24 protein-coding genes are annotated in these 22,856 nt (G+C 75.0%); 12 read left to right on the forward strand and 12 right to left on the reverse strand.

All coding sequences use genetic code 11. From position 1 onward, the window contains the following. Positions 1-8: 8 nt before the first annotated feature. Genes JUB12_RS18530 through JUB12_RS18540 form a run of 3 tightly spaced genes read right to left on the reverse strand, consistent with a single transcriptional unit; the run spans position 9 to position 2,612 of the window. Positions 9-551 (reverse strand): YbhB/YbcL family Raf kinase inhibitor-like protein, encoded by a 543-nt coding sequence (locus JUB12_RS18530; protein WP_205696914.1) that lies wholly within the window; start codon positions 549-551, stop codon positions 9-11. 10 nt (positions 552-561) lie between these two features. After that, positions 562-1,128, reverse strand: coding sequence for a calcium-binding protein (locus JUB12_RS18535; RefSeq protein ID WP_205696915.1), 567 nt, complete (start codon positions 1,126-1,128; stop codon positions 562-564). Next, on the reverse strand, positions 1,128-2,612 hold the full coding sequence (locus JUB12_RS18540) for an alkaline phosphatase family protein (RefSeq protein WP_205696916.1): 1,485 nt from the start codon (positions 2,610-2,612) through the stop codon (positions 1,128-1,130). Before JUB12_RS18540 ends, JUB12_RS18535 begins: the two co-directional genes overlap by 1 nt. A gap of 115 nt (positions 2,613-2,727) precedes the next feature. On the opposite strand from JUB12_RS18540, the gene JUB12_RS18545 reads away from it, so the two are divergent. Next, positions 2,728-3,426, forward strand: a complete 699-nt coding sequence (locus JUB12_RS18545; protein WP_205696917.1) for a response regulator transcription factor — start codon at positions 2,728-2,730, stop codon at positions 3,424-3,426. Between the two features lies 1 nt (position 3,427). On the opposite strand, the gene JUB12_RS18550 is transcribed toward JUB12_RS18545, so the two are convergent. The 4 genes from JUB12_RS18550 to JUB12_RS18565 all read right to left on the reverse strand — a co-directional run bounded on the left by JUB12_RS18550 (position 3,428) and on the right by JUB12_RS18565 (position 7,063). Beyond that, complete coding sequence (locus JUB12_RS18550; protein ID WP_205696918.1) at positions 3,428-4,180, reverse strand: histidine kinase dimerization/phospho-acceptor domain-containing protein; 753 nt, start codon at positions 4,178-4,180, stop codon at positions 3,428-3,430. 184 nt (positions 4,181-4,364) lie between these two features. Next, positions 4,365-5,867 carry an Ig-like domain-containing protein gene (locus tag JUB12_RS18555; RefSeq protein ID WP_205696919.1) on the reverse strand — a complete coding sequence of 501 codons (1,503 nt, stop codon included), beginning with the start codon at positions 5,865-5,867 and terminating at the stop codon, positions 4,365-4,367. Then, a complete protein-coding gene (locus tag JUB12_RS18560) occupies positions 5,864-6,469 on the reverse strand; it encodes a signal peptidase I (protein ID WP_205696920.1) in 606 nt (201 codons plus the stop codon). Before JUB12_RS18560 ends, JUB12_RS18555 begins: the two co-directional genes overlap by 4 nt. Before the next feature lie 69 nt (positions 6,470-6,538). Further along, the gene (locus JUB12_RS18565) at positions 6,539-7,063 is read right to left on the reverse strand and encodes a TasA family protein (RefSeq protein WP_205696921.1); all 525 of its coding nucleotides are present in this window, start codon (positions 7,061-7,063) and stop codon (positions 6,539-6,541) included. Positions 7,064-7,191: 128 nt separating this feature from the next. On the opposite strand from JUB12_RS18565, the gene JUB12_RS18570 reads away from it, so the two are divergent. The 7 genes from JUB12_RS18570 (at position 7,192) to JUB12_RS18600 (ending at position 15,071) form a co-directional block, all read left to right on the forward strand. Then, positions 7,192-7,947: an enoyl-CoA hydratase/isomerase family protein gene (locus tag JUB12_RS18570; protein ID WP_205696922.1), complete on the forward strand. Its 756-nt coding sequence runs from the start codon at positions 7,192-7,194 to the stop codon at positions 7,945-7,947. A gap of 131 nt (positions 7,948-8,078) precedes the next feature. Continuing rightward, complete coding sequence (locus tag JUB12_RS18575; RefSeq protein ID WP_205696923.1) at positions 8,079-8,486, forward strand: hypothetical protein; 408 nt, start codon at positions 8,079-8,081, stop codon at positions 8,484-8,486. Beyond that, a complete protein-coding gene (locus tag JUB12_RS18580; RefSeq protein WP_205696925.1) occupies positions 8,471-9,826 on the forward strand; it encodes a hypothetical protein in 1,356 nt (451 codons plus the stop codon). The genes JUB12_RS18575 and JUB12_RS18580 overlap by 16 nt, the downstream gene beginning before the upstream one ends. Before the next feature lie 143 nt (positions 9,827-9,969). Beyond that, positions 9,970-10,497, forward strand: coding sequence for a hypothetical protein (locus JUB12_RS18585; RefSeq protein WP_205696926.1), 528 nt, complete (start codon positions 9,970-9,972; stop codon positions 10,495-10,497). Between the two features lie 158 nt (positions 10,498-10,655). Next, complete coding sequence (locus JUB12_RS18590; protein WP_241004319.1) at positions 10,656-11,960, forward strand: beta-lactamase family protein; 1,305 nt, start codon at positions 10,656-10,658, stop codon at positions 11,958-11,960. 220 nt (positions 11,961-12,180) lie between these two features. Next, positions 12,181-13,977, forward strand: coding sequence for a glycosyltransferase family 2 protein (locus JUB12_RS18595; protein ID WP_205696927.1), 1,797 nt, complete (start codon positions 12,181-12,183; stop codon positions 13,975-13,977). Beyond that, complete coding sequence (locus JUB12_RS18600; RefSeq protein ID WP_205696928.1) at positions 13,974-15,071, forward strand: glycoside hydrolase family 26 protein; 1,098 nt, start codon at positions 13,974-13,976, stop codon at positions 15,069-15,071. Before JUB12_RS18595 ends, JUB12_RS18600 begins: the two co-directional genes overlap by 4 nt. Here the strand turns inward: JUB12_RS18600 and JUB12_RS18605 are convergent. Continuing rightward, complete coding sequence (locus JUB12_RS18605) at positions 15,056-16,132, reverse strand: hypothetical protein (protein WP_205696929.1); 1,077 nt, start codon at positions 16,130-16,132, stop codon at positions 15,056-15,058. The two genes, JUB12_RS18600 and JUB12_RS18605, sit on opposite strands and share 16 nt — an antisense overlap. 59 nt (positions 16,133-16,191) lie before the next feature. Between JUB12_RS18605 and JUB12_RS18610 the strand changes: the two genes are divergently transcribed. Then, positions 16,192-17,307: a hypothetical protein gene (locus JUB12_RS18610; RefSeq protein ID WP_205696930.1), complete on the forward strand. Its 1,116-nt coding sequence runs from the start codon at positions 16,192-16,194 to the stop codon at positions 17,305-17,307. Here JUB12_RS18610 and JUB12_RS18615 read toward each other — a convergent pair. From JUB12_RS18615 to JUB12_RS18625, 3 genes are read right to left on the reverse strand one after another with little or no spacing between them, the layout of a single operon-like run. Beyond that, complete coding sequence (locus JUB12_RS18615) at positions 17,304-17,789, reverse strand: GNAT family N-acetyltransferase (RefSeq protein ID WP_205696931.1); 486 nt, start codon at positions 17,787-17,789, stop codon at positions 17,304-17,306. The genes JUB12_RS18610 and JUB12_RS18615 overlap by 4 nt on opposite strands. 46 nt (positions 17,790-17,835) lie before the next feature. Further along, positions 17,836-19,479, reverse strand: coding sequence for a D-glucuronyl C5-epimerase family protein (locus tag JUB12_RS18620; protein WP_205696932.1), 1,644 nt, complete (start codon positions 19,477-19,479; stop codon positions 17,836-17,838). A 51-nt stretch (positions 19,480-19,530) separates the two neighbouring features. Then, the gene (locus tag JUB12_RS18625; RefSeq protein ID WP_205696933.1) at positions 19,531-19,875 is read right to left on the reverse strand and encodes a DUF3307 domain-containing protein; all 345 of its coding nucleotides are present in this window, start codon (positions 19,873-19,875) and stop codon (positions 19,531-19,533) included. 28 nt (positions 19,876-19,903) lie between these two features. Here JUB12_RS18625 and JUB12_RS18630 point away from each other — a divergent pair, with 28 nt between their 5' ends. The 3 genes from JUB12_RS18630 to JUB12_RS18640 all read left to right on the forward strand — a co-directional run bounded on the left by JUB12_RS18630 (position 19,904) and on the right by JUB12_RS18640 (position 21,652). Next, complete coding sequence (locus tag JUB12_RS18630; protein WP_371822346.1) at positions 19,904-20,392, forward strand: low molecular weight protein-tyrosine-phosphatase; 489 nt, start codon at positions 19,904-19,906, stop codon at positions 20,390-20,392. Further along, positions 20,389-21,243, forward strand: a complete 855-nt coding sequence (locus tag JUB12_RS18635; RefSeq protein ID WP_205696936.1) for a fructosamine kinase family protein — start codon at positions 20,389-20,391, stop codon at positions 21,241-21,243. The genes JUB12_RS18630 and JUB12_RS18635 overlap by 4 nt, the downstream gene beginning before the upstream one ends. A gap of 88 nt (positions 21,244-21,331) precedes the next feature. Further along, the gene (locus tag JUB12_RS18640) at positions 21,332-21,652 is read left to right on the forward strand and encodes a hypothetical protein (RefSeq protein ID WP_205696937.1); all 321 of its coding nucleotides are present in this window, start codon (positions 21,332-21,334) and stop codon (positions 21,650-21,652) included. On the opposite strand, the gene JUB12_RS18645 is transcribed toward JUB12_RS18640, so the two are convergent. Further along, a complete protein-coding gene (locus JUB12_RS18645) occupies positions 21,628-22,821 on the reverse strand; it encodes an MFS transporter (protein WP_205696938.1) in 1,194 nt (397 codons plus the stop codon). The genes JUB12_RS18640 and JUB12_RS18645 overlap by 25 nt on opposite strands. Between the last annotated feature and the right edge of the window lie 35 nt (positions 22,822-22,856).

Consider the following 22,856-nt stretch of genomic DNA (forward strand, 5'->3'; position numbering starts at 1 on the left):
GCGTCCGCCTAGCCGGCGTTCTCGTAGGTCGGGCGGATCACCGCGCGCGCCAGGGTGTGGAACGCGAGGTTGAAGCCGACGTAGGCGGGCGAGGCGTCCGGCGTCACCTCGAGGGCGTCGACGTCGAGGGCGTGGACCGCGACGACGTAGCGGTGCGGGCCGTCGCCGGGCGGCGGCGCCGGGCCGCCCCACTGCTGGGCGCCGTAGTCGTTGCGCACGTGGAAGGCCCCGTTGGGGAGCTTGTCGCTGGACGCGCCTGCGCCCGTCTCCAGCGCCGTGGTGTCGGCGGGCAGGTTGACCACGACCCAGTGCCAGAAGCCCGAGTGCGTCGGCGCGTCCGGGTCGTAGCACGTGACCGCGAAGCCCTTGGTCTCGTCGGGGAAGCCCGACCACCGCAGCGCCGGCGAGACGTTCTCGCCGCCCGAGGAGTCATGGACGAAGCGCAGGTCGATCGGCTGCCCGTCGGCGACGTCGTCGCTCTCGAGCGTGAACGACGGCTTCTCGGGGAGCAGGTCGTAGGGGTCCGGGGCCTTCGTGCGGTGGATCGCCATGGCCGCGACCCTACCCCTGCCCGTCCGGCATCCGAACGTCCTCGCAGTCGAACACGCCCTCCTCGCGCTCGTCGACGTAGGCGACGTCCTCGCCGGGCCCGCAGTCCACGCCGTCGAGCTCGTCCTCGGCGCTCGCCCCGTCACGCGCGTCGAGCACGTCGTCGCCCGCGCCGCCCTCGAGCTCGTCGGCGCCCGGGCCGCCGTCGAGGCGGTCGGCGCCCTCGCCGCCCTCCAGCACGTCGCGCCCGCCGACGCCGACCAGGACGTCGTCGCCCGCGCCGCCGCGCACGTCGTCGTCGCCCGCGCCGCCGTTGACGCGGTCGGCGCCACCGTCGCCGAGCAGCTCGTCGTCGCCGGCGGCGCCCACGACCCGGTCGGCGCCGGCCCCGCCGCGCAGCTTGTCGTCGCCCCCGCGGCCGAAGAGCTGGTCGGCCCCGCCCCGGCCGTTGAGCCGGTCTGCCTTGGCGGTGCCGGTGAGGCGGTCGGCGCGCGGCGTGCCCTGCTTCGTCACCGCCAGGGCGACCGCCGGCCCCGCCAGCGCGCCGAGCACCCCGAGCGCCGCCAGCGCGCGGCGCATCAGCGCACCGCCAGCCCGCGGCGGACGGTGTCGGGCTGCCGGAAGGCGTCCTCGGCCCGCGCCCGGCGGAAGTCGAAGCCGAGCCGCTCGAGGTAGCCGCTCGTCGCCAGCTCCACCAGGTCGTGCTCCTTGGCGCGCGCCGCCGGCCCGTCGGCGTTGCCGGGACACGGCAGCGAGACGACCGTCGCCGGGTCGGGCAGCGGCGCGGGCTCGAGGCGCGGCTTGCCCTCCCAGTCGAAGGACCGCGCGATGTTGTTCGCGTAGCGGTCGCGCAGCGTCAGCGGCGGGACGCCGAAGCGGAACTCGATCATCTTCAGGATCGACTCGAAGCCGTAGACCGTGTGCGAGACGTGCCCCTGGCGCGCGTACGGGCTGATCGCCACGGTCGGGATGCGGAAGCCCATCTGGCGGAAGTCCTCCATCGGGTCGGCCGACCGGCGCTGGTCGGGGACCTTCGGCGGCGCGACGTGGTCGAAGAAGCCGCCCCACTCGTCGTAGGTGATGAAGATCGCCGTGCGGGGCCACTGCGGCGAGGCCATCACCGCGTGCACCACGTCGGCCATGAACGCCTGCCCCGCGCGCACGTCGCCGTGCGGGTGCTCGTCACCGGAGAACCCCGGGCCCTCGCCGGCGCTGGCCGCGAAGAACGGGTCGACGAACGACACCCGCGGCAGCGTCCCCGCCGCCGCCTGGGCGTAGAACTGCGCGATCGGCCGCGAGCGCGCCAGCCCGGGCAGCCCCCACAGCGCCGCCACCGGGACGTCGACGAAGAAGTACTGGTTCGAGACGCCCTTGCGGTCGAGCGCGGCGAAGATCGACGTGTCGGGGAAGCCGAGGCCGTCGGCGCCGAAGGGCAGGTCGTTGTCCATCAGCCCGTAGGACTGCGCGGCGTGCAGGTACTCGCGGTTGGGCAGCGTCGAGGCCAGCAGCGAGCAGAAGAACCGGTCGTAGGCGGTGTAGGCCTTCGCCGCGTCCTGGATGAAGCCGAGGTCGCCCTCCTCGTAGTAGGAGATGGCGAACTGGTCGTTGTCGCCCGACCGCAGGAAGCCGTCGCACCGGCCGCCGTTGAGCTGGACCAGCCCGCCCTTGCGCGAGTGGTCGGGGTCCGGGTGCCCGCAGCCCTGCCAGTCGGGCGCGAGGCGCGCGGTCCGGTGCGCCCTGCCGTCGGCGTCGACGTACTCGAGCCCCGCCTGGCGCCCGTCGGCCCCGGGCAGCCAGCCGAGGTAGTGGTCGAAGGAGCGGTTCTCCATCATCAGGACCACGAACGTGTCGACCGGCATGTTGCGCGGGGAGGGCAGCGGCACCCGGCGCTGGCGGCGCGCCGCCTCGGCGACCAGGACGTCGGGCGCGAGCGTCGTCGCCGCCCCGATGCCGAGCCCCGCCGCGAGCGCGGTGCGCTGCAGGAACTCCCGCCGGCGCAACGCCTCGTCGGGCGCGGCGTCGGCGAGCCGCTCGTGATGTGCGTCCCCCTCAGGCCCCCACATGCCGACGACGCTATCCGGGCACCACGCACGCGTGCGACCGTCGCGTGAACGCGCCAGGACGCCGATGGACCGCAAAGCGGCGAAGTGGCAGGGGTACGCTCCCTGAGCGCCAGTCATGGCTGACCGCGCCCGCATCCTCGTGGTGGACGACTCGGAGGTCGTCCGGTCCGTCGTCCGCCTCGTCCTCGAGCGCGGAGGCTTCGACGTGCGGGAGGCCACCGACGGCCGCGAGGCGATGAAGGTCGTCTTCGCCGAGCGCGTCGACGCCGTGCTGCTCGACGTCGAGATGCCCGAGCTCGACGGCTGGGCGACGCTCGAGCGCATCCGCGAGGTCACGGCGCTCCCCGTGTGCATGCTCACCGCGCAGGACGCCGAGCTCGCGAAGGTCCGGGGCCTGCGCGGCGGCGCCGACGACTACCTCGTCAAGCCCTTCGGCAACCAGGAGCTCCTCGCGCGCGTCGAGGCGCTCGTGCGCCGCGGCAAGCTCGCCGGCTCCGAGGGCGACACGACGGGCGGCGTCGCCGACCGCTACGACGACGGCGTGCTCGTCGTCGACCACGACCAGCGCCTGGTCCGCGTGCGCGACCAGGAGGTCCCCGTGACGCCGTCGGAGTTCGCGCTGCTGGCGGCGTTCGTGCGCAACCCGGGCGTCGTCCTGAGCCCGGACCGCCTGGCCGAGCTGGCCTTCGGCGTCCCCGAGGCGGCCGACAACCAGGTCAAGCTCTACGTGTCGCGCCTGCGTCGCAAGCTCGGCTCCGAGGTCGAGATCGAGACGCTGCGCGGCTTCGGCTACCGCCTGAGCGCGACGCGCTGAGCTAGCGGTCGGTCAGTCCGAGGCGCCGGCGGATCGCCGCCTCGGCGCCCGCGGCGTCGCGCCGCAGCGCGTCGAGCAGCGCGTCGCCGCTGCGCTGGAGGCCGATGGCGTTGGCGAGGATCGCCTCGACCGACGCGCGGGCGCCCGACGACATGCCGTCGGGGTCGTCGAGCAGGAGCTCGGCGTGCGCGCGGATCGCCGTGAGCGGCGTGCGCAGCTCGTGCGCGGTGGCCTCGAGCAGCCGGGCCTGGAGGTCGGCGAGCTCGTCCGCGCGGGCCCGGCCGGCGTCGCCGCCGGCGGCCGTGGCCAGCTCGGCCTCGGCCCATGCGGCCAGGTCGTCGAGCGCGGCGGACGTCGAGCGGCCGAAGACGTGCGGCGCGACGTCGAGCACGCAGAGCGTCCCGAGCAGCTCGCCGCCCGGGGCCGAGAGCGGCCGTCCGGCGTACGCGCGCAGACCGCCGCCGGCCATGGCCGACCAGCGCGCGTCGGCGTCGAGGTCGTCGACCACGAGGAGCTCCTCGCGCTCGATCGCCACCGCGCACAGCGACCGGGCGACGTCCAGCTCCCGGGGCACGGCGCCGACGACGGCGGGGTGCCACTGCGACGCCTCGCCGACGAGGCTCACGAGCGCCATGGGCGCGTCCGCCGCCGCGGCCGCGCGGCGCACCACCGGGCCGAGGCGGGTGCTGGCGTCCCGGCCGACCAGGCCGGTCGCGGCGACGGCGCGCAGGCGGGCGGGGTCGTCGAGCCTCATCGGTCGCTCCACGTTCCCGGAGTGGTGGGGGGAGGCGACACGCTCTGCGACGGACGGACGGGCTGGTGGGGTCCACCGGGGGTCCCGTGGGTCGGGCCGTACCAGGCCGCCGCCGCGACCGCGGTCGCCCAGGCGGCCACCGCGACCGCACGGGCACGGGTGCGGCGGGCGGCGCGTGCGGCCATCAGAAGTCGACGTCCGCGGTGCCCGACTCGGTGACCGGGCTGGTCGACGAGGCGTTGCCGGCGAGGTCGAGCGCCGCCGACGACGGCGTCCACGCCATCGTCGCGGTCGAGGCGGTGCGCAGCCCGCCGCCGGAGGCGGCCCCCAGCGTCACGGTCACCGTGGTCTGGCCGCCGGCGACGGCCGCCGTGGCGGTCGCGGCGAACGTGACGGTGCGCATCGAGCGGATGTAGTTGCCCTTCAGGTCGACCGACCCGAGGCCCGTCGCGGCGCCGCTGCCCGTCAGGAGCTGGAGCGTGTCGCTGGCGCCCAGGCCGATGAGGCCGCTGTCGCGCAGGCGGACCTGGAGGGTCGCGGTGCCGGTGCCGTCCCAGCCCGGGACGAGCGTCGACGGGCGCATCTGGTCCGACCAGGTCAGCCGGAGCTGGTCGCCGGTCTCGAGCCGGCCACGCGTGCCGCCGGTCCGGTTCGTGGCCTGGACGTCGACGCCGCGCACCAGGGTGTTGTCGACGCGCGTGGAGATCGTCGCCGAGGCGACGCTCGCGCCGGAGCCGGTCACGAGGACGGCGCGCAGGTCGTAGGCGCCGTCGGCCAGGCCGGTGGTCGCCCACGAGCAGCCGTAGGGGGCGGTCGTGTCGGCGCAGATCGTGGTCCAGGTGCTGGAACCCGAGGGCGCGCGCTGGATGGTCACCGACGTGACGCCGCTGCCCGAGGAGGCGTTGGCGCTCAACGCGACGGTGCCGCGGACGAAGCTGCCGGGGTCGTCGAGGGAGACCGACGGCTTGGTGTTGTCGACGCGGCGGCCGGCCACCGTCGCCGAGGTGCGCGTGTTGCCGGCCTCGTCGGTGGCGATCGCCCGCAGGTCGTAGAGGCCGTCGGCCATGGTCGTCGTGTCCAGGCGGCAGCTGAACGGCGCGGTGTCGTCGGTGCACACGTCGGTCCAGGTGGTCGACCCGGCCGGCGCGCGCTGGAGCCGGACGGTCGCGATGCCCGAGCCGTCGTCCGTCGCGGACATGCCGACGGTGACGACGCCCGCGATCGGCGAGCCGGGGTCCGTGACCGAGACGGAGGCCGGCGCGGTGTTGTCGACGTCGACGGTGACCTCCTCCGACGTGCCGGTCAGGCCGACCTTGTCGGTGGCGACGGTGCGCAGGTCGTAGGCGTCCTCGGTCAGACCGGCGGTGCTCCACGCGCACGTGTAGGGCGCCGTGGCGTCGGTGCAGATGGTGGTCCAGACGCCGCTGTCGGCCAGCGCGCGCTCGAAGCGCACGGAGGCGACGCCGCTGCCGCCGAGGTCGTCGGCGATCGCGGTCAGCGTGACGGTGCCGCGCACCGCCGGGCCGGGGGACAGCAGCGTCGTCGACGGGGCGACCCAGTCGCTGACCGCGGTGAAGGTCGAGCCCGGGTTGGCCGAGCGCGAGGTGAAGGCCGCACCCGACGGCAGCGCGAGCCCGGCGACGAGGCCGAGCAGCGCGAGGGCGAGGAGGGCGCGGCGGACGGTCACTGGGCGGCGGCGGGCGTCGGTGCGGCGGTGCGTGCGGCGGCGGCCTCACGGCGCGCGTCGCGCAGCAGGCGACCGACGGTGAAGAGGGCGAGGAGGACGGCGGGGAGGCCGATCAGCACCATGCGCACGTCGCGACGACCGAGGGCGGAGATCGCGTACCCGAGGTGGCCGACGCCGAAGCTGACGCGGGCCTGGGTGGGCTCGTCGAGGACGAACTTCCACGGGTCGGCCGTCGGGTTGGCGTCGCCCTTGGTCTGGAAGGCGCGGTGGCCGCGGCCGTCGTCGCCCATCCACGTGATGCGGTGGGTGACGAGCTCCTGCGGCGAGGCGCCGGCGGGCGGCGCGTAGGTGATGACGTCGCCGACGCGCAGGTCCTCGGTGGGGACCTCCTTGGCGTAGACGATCGAGCCGGTGTCGTAGGTCCCGGTCATCGAGCCGGACACCAGGACGTAGCGCTGGTAGCCCAGGGCGGCGGGCACGAGCATCACGAGGGCCACGACGGCGACGGCCGCGAGCAGGGCCGAGCCGACGAACGAACGTGCGGCGCGGCGCCGGCGGTCGCGGCGGGCGGGGGCGGTGATGGCGAATCCGGTGCTGGGCATGGTCTCTCACCACCTCGAGCCCGGACGGCGGCGGCCGTCCGGGCGGGGAGGTGCGGAGCGGGAGCGGTGCTACGAGGTGGCGGTCTCGTCCCAGACGAAGTCGGCCGTGGCGGACTTGCCCTGGTCGGCGTTCGGGGCGGCCTGCGCGAGCGTCACCGTGAAGCGGTACGTGTGGGCCTCGTTCGGCGCGAAGGAGCCGAGGGTCTTGGCGCCCAGGCCGCCGAGGTCGCCGTTGTAGACGGTCGTGGCGGTGCTGGTGCTGACGTCCTCGACCTTGACGTTCAGCGAGCCCGCGGTGAAGCCGTTGGTGGCGTTCGTCTCGCTGAGCTTGAAGTCGCCGGCCAGCGTGCCCGTGTTCTTGATCGTGACCTCGCCGGTCTTGACGTCGCCCGGCTTCATGTTGGCGCCCGTGACGATGGCGACGCCGTTCTTGGAGTTGCTCTGGAGGAGCGTGCCCGAGGTGAAGGTGTTGGTCGGGTTGGCGGTCTGCGACGTGAAGGAGGCGCCCGAGCCGACCGCGACGCCGCCGGCGGCGAGGAGCGTGAGGAGGGCGGCGAGGAGGCGCTTGGGGTTCGAGAGGAGGGCGGAGGTCATGGTGATCAGGTGGCTTTCTCTTGGAGGGATCTGGTGCTGCTCTGCTTCGGTGGTGGAAGCTTCGGCCCGGCGGGTGTCAGCGCCGGATCGCCTCCGTGTCGGTCCGGTATCAGCGAGGATCCGCCGCGATGAGCCCCACGGAGGTCCGCCTCGAGGTCGCCGACGGCGTCGCGACCCTCACCCTCGACGCGCCCCAGCGGCGCAACGCGCTGACGCCCGAGATGGCGCGCGAGCTCGTCGCCGCCTGCGATCGCATCGACGCCGATCCGGCCGTCGGCGCCGTCGTCGTCCGCGGCGAGGGCGGGTACTTCTGCGCGGGCGGCGACCGCGCGACGCTCGCGGCCGCCGGCGAGGATCCCGCCGACCCCCAGGCCTTCGCGGGGCTCAGCGACGTCTACTCGGCGTTCGTGCGCGTGGGCGAGCTCGAGCCGCCGACGATCGCCGCGGTCCAGGGCGGCGCGGTCGGCGCGGGCATGAACCTCCTGCTGGCCACCGACGTGCGCGTCGTCGCCCGCGACGCCAGGCTCGCCTCCGGCTTCCTGCCGATCCACCTGCACCACGGCGGCGGTCACGGGGCGCTGATGGGCCGCCTCGGTGGGCGCGAGACGGTCAACGCGATGGTCCTCTTCGGCGAGCGCATCGACGGCGCGAAGGCGGTCGAGCTCGGCCTGGCATGGGCCGCCGTCGACCCGGATGCCGTCGACGAGGAGGCGCGCCGCCTGGCCGCGGTGCCCGCCGCCGACCCCGAGCTGGCCCGGCGCACCGCGCGCTCCGTGCGCCTCGTGGCCGGCCCGCCGGCGCTGCCGTGGTCGGCGGCGCTCGAGCTCGAGCGCCCGGCGCAGATGTGGTCCATGCGCCGCAAGGCGCTGAATTCACCGTCCTGAAGCCAAATCTGGCAGTTGCGCGCCAGCTCGAGCGCCAGGCGCGCAAGGCGAAGAGCTGCCGACCCTCGTGCAAACCTGGCGACTAGCCGGCCGAGTGTGGTGTCATACCGCGCCGGTCTACGGGCCGATAAATGCTCAGGATGTCCGTGACCTGTCCCCCGTACCAACCGCATCCGCCGCATCGCGACCGGTCAGCCGGCAAGTCGCAGTGGACGATCCCCGAGGCCGCGGAGACAGTCGTCTTCGAGAGAGCGTGGGACAACGGTTGGGTCGCCGGCGCCGTGGGCTGGGGCATCTACGCCGAGGACGGCGAGATCGCTTTGGACCTGGGGATATCGGATGACGGGGAACGCAGCCTGTGGTGGGCCAAGTTCGTGGGGAAGACGGACCCGTGGCACGGCTACCCGGCCGACCTTGTCCGCCGGCAGGAGCATGATGCCCCCGCCGTCTCCGTTGCCCGCGCCTGGCACGAGGCTGGGCACATTGACAAGGTGGCGCTCAGCCGGATCATCAGGAAGCAGCCGTGCCGCCCGAGCTGACACCCGAAGCCGCTGCCGGCATCCGAGAGCCGGTCACCCTGGACATCCCGGGGGACTGGTGGGACGTGTTCCTCTACGCCGGGCGCCTTTATCTCATCACCCTCGACGGAGACGTGGTTGAGGTTGACTGGCCCCGGCTCGTTGAGTCGCTTGTAGGGGCCCGGGAAGATCGCCTCGCGCTTGAGCTGAGCTTCATCGACGCGCGGTTCCTGTACGGGCGCGATTGGGAGCGCCTCGTGCGTGACCCCGAGATCCGCGCGCTCATCACCGACAAGATCAATCGCGTCGCGGCTGCCGAGCTAATTGTCGACTCCGAGAAGTTGCACCGGAGCACAATCAACTCTCACCTGCAGGCTCTGCCAGAGGCGATTAGCGACCTGGACTTCCATCGCAATCGCATCTACACGGCCAGTGAGGAAGGCCTGGTCCGCACCGAGCGCTTTGAGCTCAGCCGGAATGGCGGTCAGCGCCAGTGGGATGGCGAGGCGCTTCGTCTCCGGGCTAACGCAGGCATGCTCGCTGTCGCCGCTGGAGTGGACGGTCTCCGGCAGTCCTGGCTGCGCTCAGATGGTCCTCTTGAGGAGCCTCGAGAGGTCTTGCGCGGTGACTTCACAGGGTGCAGTTGGCTGAGCACCAGCATCTACGCGTCCTCCCACTCCAACGCGGGCGCCCTAGCAGTGTTCTCGCAGAGTCGGCGGGACGCTGCGCGGACCGGACGTCGAGCAGTGCGCCGTCTCGAGGCTGCACTGGACAGCGGAACGCTGTTCGACGCTAAGCAGCGCGCGAAGCTCGACGAGATGGTGCGCCGTGAGGTCGCCGGCGCGGAGGGCTTGCGCGAGGATCCGCCCGCGGCTGACGCAGCGCCCGGTGACGGGATCGACATCCCGGAGTACCAGTCGCGTTACGCCGACCCGCCCGAGATCAGCCGCCGCGATAAGGGCTTCTCGTGGGCCGGCCACGGCCTGATCTGTCGGGCGGACGTCGATGCCGTGCACATCGTGCGCTACAGCGGCAAGGGCGACCTCCTGAGCAGGCGGCTCGACGACCTAGGTCAGCTCCGTCTCAACGGGACCGAGGGCGTCACCGACGGAGATGTCGCGCCGTTCGGCGTTGTAGTCGAGACCGACGACGACCTGCGAGTGATTACTGACGACGCCGTTTACGACGTTGGGATCCGCCCAGTGCGATGGAGGACGTACCACCGGGCGACGAACTACCCGAATCACTTGCACGTCGTCGCCTCAGATCGAGTCCGCATCATCTCGTTCCTCAACGAAGACATGGTCAATTTCGCTCGTCGCCGAGGCGGCTTCATGGGTCGCACCGGCCGGGCGCGCTGACCTCTAAGGCCAACCGCTGGAGTTGCGCTCAATCCCCGTCTCGACCGGTGCGGGCACCTCATGCAGGCAACGAAGCCGAGGCGGCCCAGCTCGTTGACGCGTACCTCGACGCCGCAGGCTGATCGGCGGATAGTCCGTCAGTGATGACGAACTCGACGCCTCACCATGACTACTCGGCGATAGCGGCGCGACTCTCGGGTGACGAGGCCGCTGTCGCGTACTCGGCACTCGACGACGATGGGCGCAACTGGTTCGTCGTCGAGCGCGCTGGTCGACGCTCGGCAGCGATGCTGCCCAGGGGTGAGATCGACACTCTGGATGCGAGCAGCCTCGAAGGGCTCATCCGTGCCGGTCTTCGCAGAATCGAGACGGCGGAAGGAACCGAGCTTGTTCCGGCAGACCTGCGCACGTCCCCCGTCCTGCAGCTCCGAGACGCCTGGCGAGCTCGATCCGACGATCCGCAAGCTCAGGTCGAGATCCTCGATGCGCCAGCGGCTGCGTGGGAGTACATCGGCGAGCCGGCGATCGACCTTCGCTTCGTTTCTCCGCAGCGAGCTCAGAGTCATGCCGCTCGCTTGTCATGGCGCGCCGAAGTGCTGGTGGCGCCCGATGCGGGTGAGTTCGACGAGATCGCGGCGGCCGCTCTGAGGCAGTTCGAGCAGGCGACGTAGCGCGCCGGCGCGCCAGTCGTGCGCCAGCCGAGGCCTGGGTACAGGGGACTCAGCCGGACTCCACCGGACGGTGTAGGCAAGAATCATCGCCGATGAGCGGGGATCCCGAGATGTGGTCCATGCGCCGCAAGGCGGCGGGCTAGCGGCGACGGGCGACCGTGTCGGTCCTGCCGTCCCCGCGCATCCCCGCGCCGCCGCGCATCCCCGGCCTGCCGGACCCGCTGCGGCGCTGCTGGGTCCCGCGCGACCTCGACAGCGTCACGACGATCGGGGAGGAGGACCCGATGGCGGGCGGGGTGCACCCCGACCACGCCGAGCGGCTGTGGCGGGCGGTGCGGCGGCTGTACCGCACCGGCGTGCACCCGGCGATCGCGCTGTGCGTGCGCCGCAACGGCGTCGTGGTGCTCGACCGGGCGATCGGGCATGCACGCGGCAACGGCCCCCAGGACGGCCGCGACGTGGCCAAGGTCCCCGCGACGCCCGACACGCCCTTCGTCATCTTCTCCGCGGCCAAGGCGGTCACCGCGGTGCTCGCGCACGTGCTCGACGAGCGCGGCGCGTTCCACGTGGGCGACCGGGTGGCCGAGCACGTGCCGGAGTTCGCGCGCAACGGCAAGGACGCGATCACGATCGAGCACGTCCTCAGCCACCGCGCGGGCGTGCCGAACCTGCCCAAGGAGGTCCTCGACCTCGACAACCTCGCCGACGAGGAGCTGCTGCTGCGCGTCATCGCCGACGCCAGGCCGCGCACCCGCCCCGGCAAGCTCCTGGCCTACCACGCGGTCAGCGGCGGCTTCATCCTCGCCGAGGTCGTCCGGCGGACCACCGGCAAGGACATCCGGACCGTCCTGGAGGAGGAGCTCCTCGGTCCGCTCGGCTTCCGCTGGGGCTCCTACGGCGTCGCGCCCGAGGACGTCGACCAGGTCGCGCTGAGCTACCCGACCGGCGCGCCGCCGCTGCCGCCCGTCTCGACGGTCCTGACCCGGGCGCTCGGCCCCCATCCCGACGAGGTCACGCGGCTGTCCAACGACCCGCGCTTCCTCACCGGCGTCATCCCCGCGGCGAACGTCGTGACGACGGCGAACGAGCTCTCGCGGTTCTTCGAGCTGTGCCTGCGCGGCGGGACGCTCGACGGCGTCACGGTCTTCGAGCCGCGCACGATCCGCCGGGCGACGGTGGAGCGCGCGTACCGGGAGCTCGACCTGACGCTCGGCGCGCCCATGCGCCATGGCGCCGGCCTGATGCTCGGCGCGCAGGCGATCTCGCTCTTCGGTCCGGACACCGAGCACGCCTTCGGCCACCTCGGCTTCACGAACGTCCTCGGCTGGGCCGATCCCGAGCGCGACCTCAGCGTCGGCCTGCTCACCTCCGGCAAGCCGATCGTCCACCACGGCCTGCCCGACCTCTGGGCGATCACGCGCGAGGTCGGGCGGCTGGGGCCGAAGGCCGGTCTGCCCGGCTAGGCGGCCGTCGGCCGCGACGGTGCGCCAGGTCCGCGGCCGATGCACCACTTCCGAGTACTCTGGGTGGGCCAGGGCTTCGAGGGATGCGAAGCCAGACGACTGACAAGGAGATGTCCGCGCGCCCGGCGTGGCGGACACAGGCATGCACGGACGACGACCGGCGGTCCCGGGCCCCGAAGAGGCCCGCGGCTCCCGGAGGCAGCACCCCCGGCACCGGGTCATGGCGGCGCACTCGGTCTACGGCGCCGGGGCGGTGGTGGAGCCCGCGCCCACGCCGCTGGACGACCTCGCGCGCAGCCTGCCCGGGCCGACGACGTCGGGCCGCGGCGGCGTCCCGGCCGGCAGCACGCGGGTGCTCTCGCGCGCCGACCTGGTCGCCCACGCCGCCATCGGCGTGCTGTGGCTCGTCGTCAACGCGGCGTTCTGGGCGTACTGGATCCCGGCGGCCCGCGGGGGCGATGCCGTGCTCGCCGTCGCGGCCAGCGCGGCGGTGGGCTACCAGGCCTGCTTCCTGCCCACGGTCTTCTGGGCGTTCGTGGGGCGGATGCGCCGGCCGGTGCACCGCGCCCCGACCGCCGACCTGCGTGTGGCGGTGATCACGCTGTGCGTGCCGTCGCTGGAGGCGATGGAGGTCATCGAGCGCCAGCTCGAGGCGCTGAGCGCCATCACCTACCCCCACGACAGCTGGGTCCTCGACGAGGGCGGCTCCGACGAGGTCCGGCGGCTCGCCGCCCGCCACGGCGTGCGCTACTTCTCGCGCAAGGGCATCGACCGCTGGAACCGCGAGGGCCCGCCGTTCCAGGCGCGCACGAAGGCCGGCAACGTCAACGCGTGGCTCGGGCACGTCCGCGCGCTCGGGCTCGACTACGAGGCCTTCGTCCAGCTCGACGTCGACCACCGGCCGGTGCCCGAGTACCTCGACCGCGTCCTCGGCCACCTCGACGACCCGGAGGTCGCGTGGGTCCAGGCGCCGAGCGTCTGCCGCAACCTCGACCGCTGGACCGCCCGCGGCCTGGCCGAGCAGGAGGTCGTCCTCCAGGGCCCGCTGCAGATGGGCTTCTACGGCGCGACCTCGACGCCGTTCATCATCGGCTCGCACACCACCTACCGGACCTCCGCGGTCCGGCAGATCGGCGGCTTTCAGCCCACGCGCGCCGAGGACCACCTCGACACCGTGGTGCTCGCCGCCGAGGGCTTCCGCGGCGTCTTCGTCCCCGAGGTGCTCGCTCGCGGCGACGGCCCGGAGGACCTGCGCACGTACGCCCGGCAGCAGTACGCGTGGGCGCACTCGATGGTCACGGTGTTCCTGCACTGGACGCCGCGGCTGCTGCCGCGCTACGCCCCGCGTCAGGCGCTCCAGTTCCTCTTCAGCCAGAGCTGGTACGTCCTGTGGTCGCTGTCGCTGCTGGCGATGTGGGTCCTGCCCCTGGCGGCGGCGGTGAGCGACCGCCGGATCGCCGACACCACGCTGCTCGAGTACGTCCTGCACGTGCTGCCCGTCGCGCTCGCCGGCTGGCTCATGTGGTCCTTCGCGCGGCCGTGGTTCCAGCCCGAGGGCGTGGGGCTGTCGTGGCGCGGAGCGGTGCTCGCCGTCCTGCGCTGGCCGGTGGTGCTCTGGGCGATGGCCTCGGTCGTCCTGCGCATCAAGCGCCCGTACATGGTCACGCCGAAGGGACGGCGCGCCGGGGCGTCCGGGGCGGCGCACCAGGGCCTGGTCCACGGGCCGCTGGCCGTGCTCGCCGCGCTGGCGTTCGGCGCCGTCTGGGTCGCCGGCTGGGCGAGTGGGGACGACGGGCGCTCGTACGCGCTGCTCGTGATGGTCAACGGCCTGCTCCCGCTGCTCGCGCTGGGCGTCGCGGTGGTGCTCGACGTCGTGGCGGTCCGCGAGGCGAGCGGGTCGACGGCGACGGCCCTGCGTGCCGGCGCGGTCAGCCTCCTGGTCACCTGCGCCCTGGTGGCCGCGGCCGCCGCGACGACGGTCGTCCAGTGGGACGTCGTCCGGGCAGCGGTGTCGTGAGCGAGCGGCCGGCCGACCGTCGGCGGGGCAGGCTGGTCGCGCCGCTGCTGCTGGCCGTCGCCGTCCTCGGCCTGCTGGCGGCGCAGCTGCGCACCGCCGACGGCGAGGACGCCAGGCCCGTGCCCCGCCCGTGGCCCCGGGCAGAGGCGGCGGGCGCGCGGATCACCCTCGGCGTGACGACCGTCGAGCTCGCGCGCAACTCCTACCGGCGGTGGCGCCAGGCCGACCTGCGCTCGGTGAACGCCTTCGAGCAGGCGGCGCGCCACCACGCGGGGATCGTCATGTGGTTCTCGGACTGGGCACGCGTCCCGAGCCCGGACGTCGACCAGCTGCGGTGGGTCGCGCGGCGCGGCAGCGTGCCGGAGATCACCTGGGAGCCGTGGGACAGCGAGAAGGGGCTCAACGTGCCCCAGCCGGCCTACCGGCTTCGGCGCATCATCGCCGGCGACTTCGACCCGCTGGTCCGGCGCTGGGCGCGGGCGCTGTCGCGCTACGGCCAGCCCGTGCGCCTGCGCTTCGGCCACGAGATGAACGGCAACTGGTACCCCTGGAACGAGGCCGCCAACGGCAACCGCCACGGCGAGTACGTCCGCGCCTGGCGGCGGATCTGGCGGATCTTCCGCGAGGCGGGCGCCTTCAACGTGCAGTGGGTCTGGAGCCCGGTGGCGCTCGAGGTGTACGCCAGCCAGTACCCCGGGGACCGCTACGTCGACCGCGTGGGGCTGACGGGCTTCGTCGGCGGCGTGCAGCTGCGCTTCCAGCGCTACCGCCCGTTCACGCAGCTGGCGGGCCCGGCGGTGCGGGCGCTGCGCCGGATCGCCCCGGGCAAGCCGGTCGAGATCAGCGAGATGGGCGCGGCCGAGCAGGGCGGCGACAAGGCCGCGTGGTTCACCGGGATGTTCGCGGCGCTCGAGCGCACGCCGCAGATCGACGCGCTCGTGTGGTTCGAGCTCGACAAGGGCTCGGACTGGCGCATCCGCAGCTCGCACGCGGCGCGGCGCGCCTTCGCCGCCGGCCTCGACGGGCCCGCGTTCCGCCCCCGCTCTCGACGGGCCCGCCTTCCGCCCCCGCTGGACGCTCAGTCGCCGCCGTGACGCGCGATGAGCCGGCGCAGGGCGTCGAAGGCCGGCTTCTCGCGCCAGTCGTCGCGCAGCAGCCCGTACTGGTGCTCGGGGTGCTGGCTGGCGGAGGCGGCGTCGCGCAGGGCGAACCAGCGGAAGTCCGTGACCCGCAGGCTGCGTCGGGCGGCCACGACGGCACCGACCGACGCCTCGAGCACCGCGACCTGGTCGGCCTCCGAGCGCCCGGGGCCGGTGGGGAACCCGTTCTCGGTGACGCGCAGCGCGACGTCGCTGCCGAAGCCCCCGGCGGGCATGTGCGTGCGGCGCATCGTCCGCAGCGCCTCGGTGACCGCGGCGCGGACGGCTGCCCGGTCCGGGCGCTCGGGTGCCGACCACGTCGCGGGGTAGACGTCGAGGCCGATCCAGTCGACGGCCTGGTCGAGCCGGCGGCCGCCGACGCGGCGCACCGCGGCGAAGAACGCGCTGAGCCCGCGGTCCTCGGCCACGTTGAAGCCGACGGAGACGTCGCGACGGTCGGCGCGCGCGAGCTGGTGCTCCACGGCCACGACGCCGCGGGCGAGCGCCTCGAGGACGCCGGGGGAGCTGCCGTCGGCGGCCGCGGGCGCGCCGCGGACGTTGGCCTCGTTGGTCACCTGGATGCTGTGCAGGCGGCGCACGCCCGACAGGCGGCGCGCGAGGCGCGAGAGGTCGTCGACGTAGGCGTCGACCGCGGCCTCGGCGTCCGTGCGCGCCGGCAGGTGGCGCGCGACGACCTCGACGTCGTGGCCCGCCTCGGACCACCGCCGCACCTGGCCGACGAGGTCGTCCTGGTCATCGTCGCGCCGGCCGTCCAGCGACGTGTAGAGCCGGACGACGACGTCGGCGTCGCCCGCCAGCCGGTCGACGGCCGCGCGCTCCCGGCGCAGGTCCGGCGCCACCTGGAGCTGCGGCGCATGGACGGCGCCCGCGGCGCCGCCCGGGTAGACGCCGAAGCGCAACGACCCGTCGCGGTCGGCCGCCCACGCAGGCCCAGCGGCGAGCCCGGCGGCCACGAGGACCGCCGCGAGCGCGGCGCGGCGCCGGCCGTCGACCATGCGTCCATGATCGCCCCTGACCGCCTGGGAGGACGCGCACGAGGGCCGACCACCCGGACGTGCGACGTCTCGCAGGCCTTGCCCTGGTCCTGGTCCTCCTGCTCGCCCTCGGGGCGCCGTCGGGCGCTGCGACGGGTGAGCGCCCGCGGTCCGGGAAGGCGTCCGTGAAGCGCACGCCGCCCCCGCTGCGGTTCGGCATCTACCCGGGTGGCGGGGTCGGGACGGTCGACGCCGCGCCCACCCGCACGTCGCCCGACGAGCTGCCGCTGCTCGACGAGCTGCGTCGCCTGCGCGGCGACCGCGCCTTCGTCCTGCACCTCTACACCGAGATCGACGGGACCGACGCCTTCGACGGCCACCTCGAGTGGGCCGAGGGCGAGATCGCCCGGTACGCCGCCGAGGGCTTCCTCGTCGAGCTCGTGCTGCGCCACAAGCCGGTCGCGACCACGCCCCGCGAGGCCGTCGCCGGCTACGTCGCGGGCGTGCGCAAGGCCGTGCAGCGCCTCGGCGGCCAGCCCGGGCTCATCGGCCTGCAGATCACCAACGAGGCCAACGTGACGGGCGCCCCCGACGCGGCCGACGGCGCCTTCCCGGGCGCACGCCAGGCGCTCGTGCAGGGACTGCTCGCCGCCGACCAGGAGCGCCGTCGGCTCGGCCTGCGCGGTCTGGGCCTGGGCTTCAACGCCGCCGAGGGCGGCGGCGCCCCCGGGTTCTGGTCGGACCTGCGCAAGCTCGGCGGCAAGCGCTTCGCCAGGGCCGTCGACTGGGTCGGGATCGACGTCTACCCCGGCACGTGGTCGGCGCCCAGCCAGCCCTCCTACGGGGCGGTGCGCAAGGAGGTGGTCCGCAGCCTCGGGCGGTTGCGCTCGAAGAGCCTCCCCGCCGCCGGGCTCGGCCGCCGCGTGGCCCTCCACGTCAGCGAGAACGGCTACCCCACCGGGCCGGGCCGCAGCGAGGCGGCCCAGGTCGACGTGCTGCGCGCGAGCGTCGCGGCCATCGACGCCAACCGCGGGCGCTACGGCGTCACGGACTACCGCTGGTTCGACCTGCGCGACGCCGACTCGTCCAGCCGCGAGATGGAGCACCAGTACGGCGTGCTGCGCAGCGACGGGACGCCCAAGGCGGCGTTCGACGTCCTGCGGGGCCTGGTGGCCCGGCTCGGCGCCGCCGCCTAGCCGAGGTCGGCGCGCAGCGCCTCGCGCTCGAGCACGAGCGTGCAGACGCTGCCCACGGTCCGCGCCTGGCGGGCGCCGTGGCCCTGGAAGAAGCGCAGGGCGCGGTGGTTGTCGGCCTGGACCTCGAAGGTGATGCGGCGCAGGCCCTCGCGGTCGCAGCGCTCGAGCAGCGAGCGCATGAGCGCGGTGCCCAGGCCGTCGGCCTGGACGTCGTCGGCCACGACGATGGCCAGCTCGGCCTCGACGCCGCCCTGGTCGCCGACCGCGCGGGCGACGCCGTGCAGCTCACCCGCCTCGTCCTCGGCGACGAGCGCGATGTGGCGGCGGCCGTCGACCTCGGTGAGGTACCGCAGGTCGCCGCGCGTCAGGTCGCCCTTGACCCCGTGGAAGCGCCGGTAGCGCGTCTCAGGGGAGAGGCGGGCGTGCAGGCGCTGGAGCGCCGGCTTGTCGTCGGGTCGGATGTCGCGGAGGCGGAGGTCCACCGCCATCTGTTGTCGGCCTCGACAGGCCGTCGATCCGTGCGATGGCTCACACAGACCGCCCGGTCCGCTTCGCCTGGCGCCCGGACCGCCGCTGGGACGTGCGCCCCGGCTTGCGCTTGGGCCGCACGACGACGTCCCGCACGGCGGCGGCGCGCGGACCGCTGAGGCCGGTCGCGACCACCCGCACGCGGTAGCGGCCCGCGGTCGGCGGGCGGACGGCGAACACGTGGCGCCCGCGGCCGAGCCGGCCGCCGACGTCGAGGGCGGCGCCGCGCCGGCTGGCGACCGTGACGCGCACGCGCGCGACCTTGGACAGGCGGATGGCGAGGTGGGTCAGACGGCCGGGGCGCAGGGCCGGCAACCGGTCGAGGTGGATGCGCGGCGGCTCGCGCTCGTAGCGCGCGAAGCGCTCGCGGGCCGCGCAGTACAGCCCCCGGTGGGTCTGGCGGCAGAGCTCGCGCAGGAAGCCGCCGACGAGGCGGTGGTAGCCCAGGTCGCTCTCGCGCCCGCCGTCGCTGTAGAGCGACCAGGCGCCGGTGTCGGCGCCGGGGAGGGACGTGCGCGCGGCCGCCTGACCGCGGCGGAAGACGCGGCCCGCGCGGGCGCTGAGGCCGCGCTGCGCGGCCTCGCGCAGCCCGATGAGCGCCTGCAGGTGGGCGTTGAAGACCCGCAGGCCCGGCAGGTCGCTGTAGAGCAGGTAGAACCGCCCGCCGCCCGGCTGGGGCAGCGCGACGCCGACGGGCGGCCGGCGCTCGAAGGCGCCGAGCGCCTCGCGGGCGGCGTCGCGCAGGGCCGGGCGCTGCAGGACCGCCGCGCCGCGCACGAGCGCCTGGACCGCGGTGGCCTGCGTCATGCCGCTGATCCACCCGGGTCGCGCGCCGCCGAACGCGAACGGCAGCTCCCACGCGCGGAACGACCCGCGGCGTGAGGAGACGGCGAGCAGGCGGTCGAGCGTCGCGGCGAGCGCGGCGGGGCGGCAGGTCCCGAGCGGGCCGCGCAGGACCCTGCCGGCGGGCGGGCCCGCATCGGCGTCGCCCGTGCGTCGCGTCGTCACGGCGGCCCGGGCGACGCGCTCAGCCTGCGCGGCCTGCGCCTCGAGGCAGACCCGCGCGAGGGCGTTGGCCCTGCCCGCGGTCGCCAGCGCCTGGAGCTGCCAGCCGTGGCCGGGGTAGAACTGCCAGACGAGCGGGTCGCGGCCGAAGGTCGTGCGCTGCTTGGCCGTCCCGAGCGGGCGCTCCGAGAGCGCGAAGGCGTTGCGGCGGATGGTGAGGAACGCGAGCGGCAGGCGCCCGGCGCTCAGGCGCCCGCGGCGGGCGAGGTCGTCGACGCCGGCCAGGACGTGGCGCAGCTCCGTCCCGCGGGCGCCGGGCAGGCGAGCGGCCAGGCGCTCCGCGTCGCGCCAGCGGCGGCGCAGCGCGTCGTGCTCGCGCTGGCCGAGGTGCCCGGCGAGGCGGGCCCGCCGCAGGGCGCCGCGGACCGTCCGTCCGGGCTTGCGCGGCGCGACCCGGCGCTTGGGCGCGGCCGGCTTCCCGGCAGCGGTCGGGGTCGCCGGCGCGGGCGCGGTCAGCGGGGTGGGCGCGGCGGTGGCGGACTGGGCGGCGAGCGTCGCCGGGTGGGCGGCGGCGTGCGCGAGCGACCCGGGCGTCAGCAGCGCGAGCGCGACCAGCAGGGTGGGCGCTCGGCGGCGCACACCTCAGTGATCGGCGCCCCCGGCGGCGGGGTTGATGAAGCCCGTGTGGAGCTAGGCGCAGATGAGCGCGGCCGCCGCGATGGTCGCGACGTGCAGCGCCTGGTCGCGCCAGAGGTGGATCGTGAACGCCTCGGGCCCGGTCGGCGTCTGCGTCATCACCTTCGCCCACCACTCCAGCGGGCGGCGGGTGTCGATCAGCAGGTGCGCGACGCCGAGCGCGATCGCGGCGAGGGGCGGGAAGACGAGCAGCAGCGCGGCGCCGTGCAGCGTCGCGTGGACGTAGCCGGCCGGATGGCGCAGGCTCGTCTTGTTGAGCGCCATCCACTCGTTCTGCAAGAGCCAGTCCACGATGAAGTGGACGACGAGGCCCCAGACCACGTACTCCTCGGCGGACAAGGGCGCGGGAGGATAGGGCCGTCCTAGGATCTGGGGCGTGCGGGTCCTCTTCGTCTGCCTGGGCAACATCTGCCGCTCGCCCACCGCGGAGGGCGTGCTGCGCCACCTCGTGCGCGAGGAGGGCCTCGAGGACGTCGTGACGATCGACTCCGCCGGCACCGGCGACTGGCACGTCGGCAACCCGCCCGACGCGCGGTCGGCCGAGGCCGCCATGCGCCGTGGCATCACGCTCGACGGTGCCGCGCGCCAGGTCATCGCTCGCGACTTCGAGGAGCACGACCTGCTCCTCGCGGCGGACCGCTCCAACCTCGCGGCACTGCGCCGCCTGGCCCCCGACGCGGAGGCACGCGCGAAGGTCCGACTGCTGCGCGAGTTCGACCCGGAGGCCGTCGCGTCCGGCGACCTCGACGTGCCGGACCCCTACTACGGCGGCGAGGACGGCTTCGACCACGTCCTCGACGTCGTCGAGCGCGCCTGCCGCGGCCTGCTCGACGAGGTCCGCGCCGCCCGCGCGTGAGCGCCGGCCTGCGCGACGCGCTCGGCGCCGCGCTGGGCGCCCAGGTCCTCGAGCTGCAGGCCGTCCCCGGCGGGGACCTCAACGCGGCGCACCGCGCGCGGCTTCCCGGCGGCCGGGAGGTCTTCGTGAAGTCGGGCACCGGCGGCTACGCGGCCGAGGCGGCCAGCCTGCGCTGGCTCGGCGAGGCCGGCGGCGGCCCGCCGGTCCCGGACGTCGTGGCGGTGCAGGACGACGGCTTCCTGGCGCTCGAGTGGGTCGCGCCCGGCCGCCTCGGCGCCGCGGGCGAGGAGGAGCTCGGCCGCCGCCTCGCCGCCCTGCATCGCGCGGGCGCGCCCGCGCACGGGTGGACGCCGCACGGCGGCCCGGTGCGGCTGGGGCCGTTGGAGCTCCCGAGCGACCCCGCCCCGACCTTCGCGGCCTTCTACGCCGCCTCGCGGCTGGCGCCGATGACGCGGGCGGCCCGCGACCGCGGCGGCCTCGACGCCGGCCAGGCCGCGGCGGTGGAGGCGGTCGCCGCGCGGATCGACGACCTCGCCGGCCCCGAGGAGCCGCCGAGCCGCCTCCACGGCGACCTGTGGGCCGGCAACGTCCACGCCGCCGCCGACGGCCGTGTCCTGCTCATCGACCCCGCCGCCCACGGCGGCCACCGCGAGGTCGACCTCGCGATGCTGCGGCTCTTCGGCGGGCCGGGCGAGCGCCTGCACCGCGCCTACGCCGAGGTCGCGCCGCTGGCCGAAGGCCACGAGGACCGCGTGGGGCTGTGGCAGCTGCTGCCGCTGCTCGTGCACGCGGCGCTCTTCGGCGGCGGGTACGGGGCGCGGGCGGCGGCCGTGGCCCGATCGCTCGCGTGACACGGCACCGGGCCGCGCCCCAAGACCATCCACCCGCTCATCCGATCGGAGGATGGGCGCCGCCGCCGCGCGGCCCGATCCTGGTCCCATGCCCGCCACCGCCATCCGCTCCACCACCGAGCGCCTCGACAAGGTCTCGCCGCTGCAGCGCACGATCCTCGAGGTCCTGCGCGGCGGCACGGCCTTCGAGGCCCATGACGTCTTCGACCGCATCGAGCTCCACGCCCCGCAGGGCGCCGACCTCGCGACGGCGACCGCGGTGCACTTCGCGGTGACCCGGGCGCTCGAGCGCCTCGTCGACGAGGACCTCGCCCTCCGCCTCGAGGTCTGCGGCGGCCAGGGCATCCGCTACGCGATCGCGCCCGAGGCGCTCATGGCGACCGCCTACGCCGGCGTCGCCCGCGGCTGAGCCGCGGCCACGAGCCCGACGAGCACCCCGGCGGCCGCCGCCCCGGCCGCGACCAGGAACGCCGCCTCGTAGCTGGCGGCCGCGCTGATCGCCCCCGCGATCGGCGCCCCCAGCCCGACGCCGACGTCGAAGAACGCGGTGAACGCCCCCAGCGCCGTCGCCCGGCGTTCCTCGCCCACCCGTTCCACCGCGATGAGCGCGAGCGACGGGAACAGCAGCGAGAAGCCCAGGCCCATGACGATCGCGCCGGCCAGGGCGACGGGCAGCGTGCCCGCCACCGCGAGCAGCGCCAGGCCCGCCGCCTCCGCCACGCCCGCGCCCGCCGCGGTGACCCGCGCGCCCAGCACGTCGGGCAGCCGTCCGAGCACCAGCCGCGCGAGCACCACCGCGGTCGCGAACGCGGTGAACACCGCCGCCCCGCGCTCGACGCCGTTGTCGGCCAGCAGCAGGACGACGAACCCGGCCATCGTCCCGTAGCCGACGTTCGCCAGCCCGAGCGCCATCCCGGGACCGAGCACGCCCGGCGGCAGCAGCGACCGCGCGCCGCCGGTGACGACCCGTCCGACGTGCGCGTCGGGCACCCGCAGCGCGACGAGCGCCCCGAGCGCCGGCAGCACGGCCGAGCAGGCGAAGACGAGCTCGTAGGAGCCGAGGTCGTGCGCGGCCTCGCCGATGAGCGGGCCGGCCGCCAGCCCGCCCCAGATGGCCAGGCCGAAGATCCCGATCGCCTGCCCGCGGCGCTCCTCCGGGGCGAGGTCGACGATCCACGACAGCCCCGCGGTGAACACCCAGCCGTCGCCGATGCCGAGCACGAGCCGCGCGACGACGAGCCCCGCCACCCCGGCCGGCACGAGGTACAGCAGGCCCGCGAGGACGCAGACCAGCAGCCCGACGACCACGACCCAGCGCCGGCTGCGCCGGTCGGCCATCCGCCCGCCCACCGGCCGTCCCGCCACCGCGGAGAACGCGAACGCGCCGACGACGACGCCCACCGCGACGTCGCCCGCCCCGATCGGCCCCGTGACGTACCGGGGCAGGATCGGCAGCACCGCGCCGACCGCCAGGAAGCACAGCAGCGCCGCGAGGAAGACCCCGGCGAACGCCGCCTGACGGGGGCGTTCACGGCCGGCGGTGCGCAGGCGCTCGAGCGGCGAGGCGGCGCCGGCCATCGACCGAGCGTACAAGCGGACCGCCCCCAAGTTCC

The organism is Conexibacter sp. SYSU D00693, assembly GCF_017084525.1.
Lineage (GTDB): Bacteria > Actinomycetota > Thermoleophilia > Solirubrobacterales > Solirubrobacteraceae > Baekduia.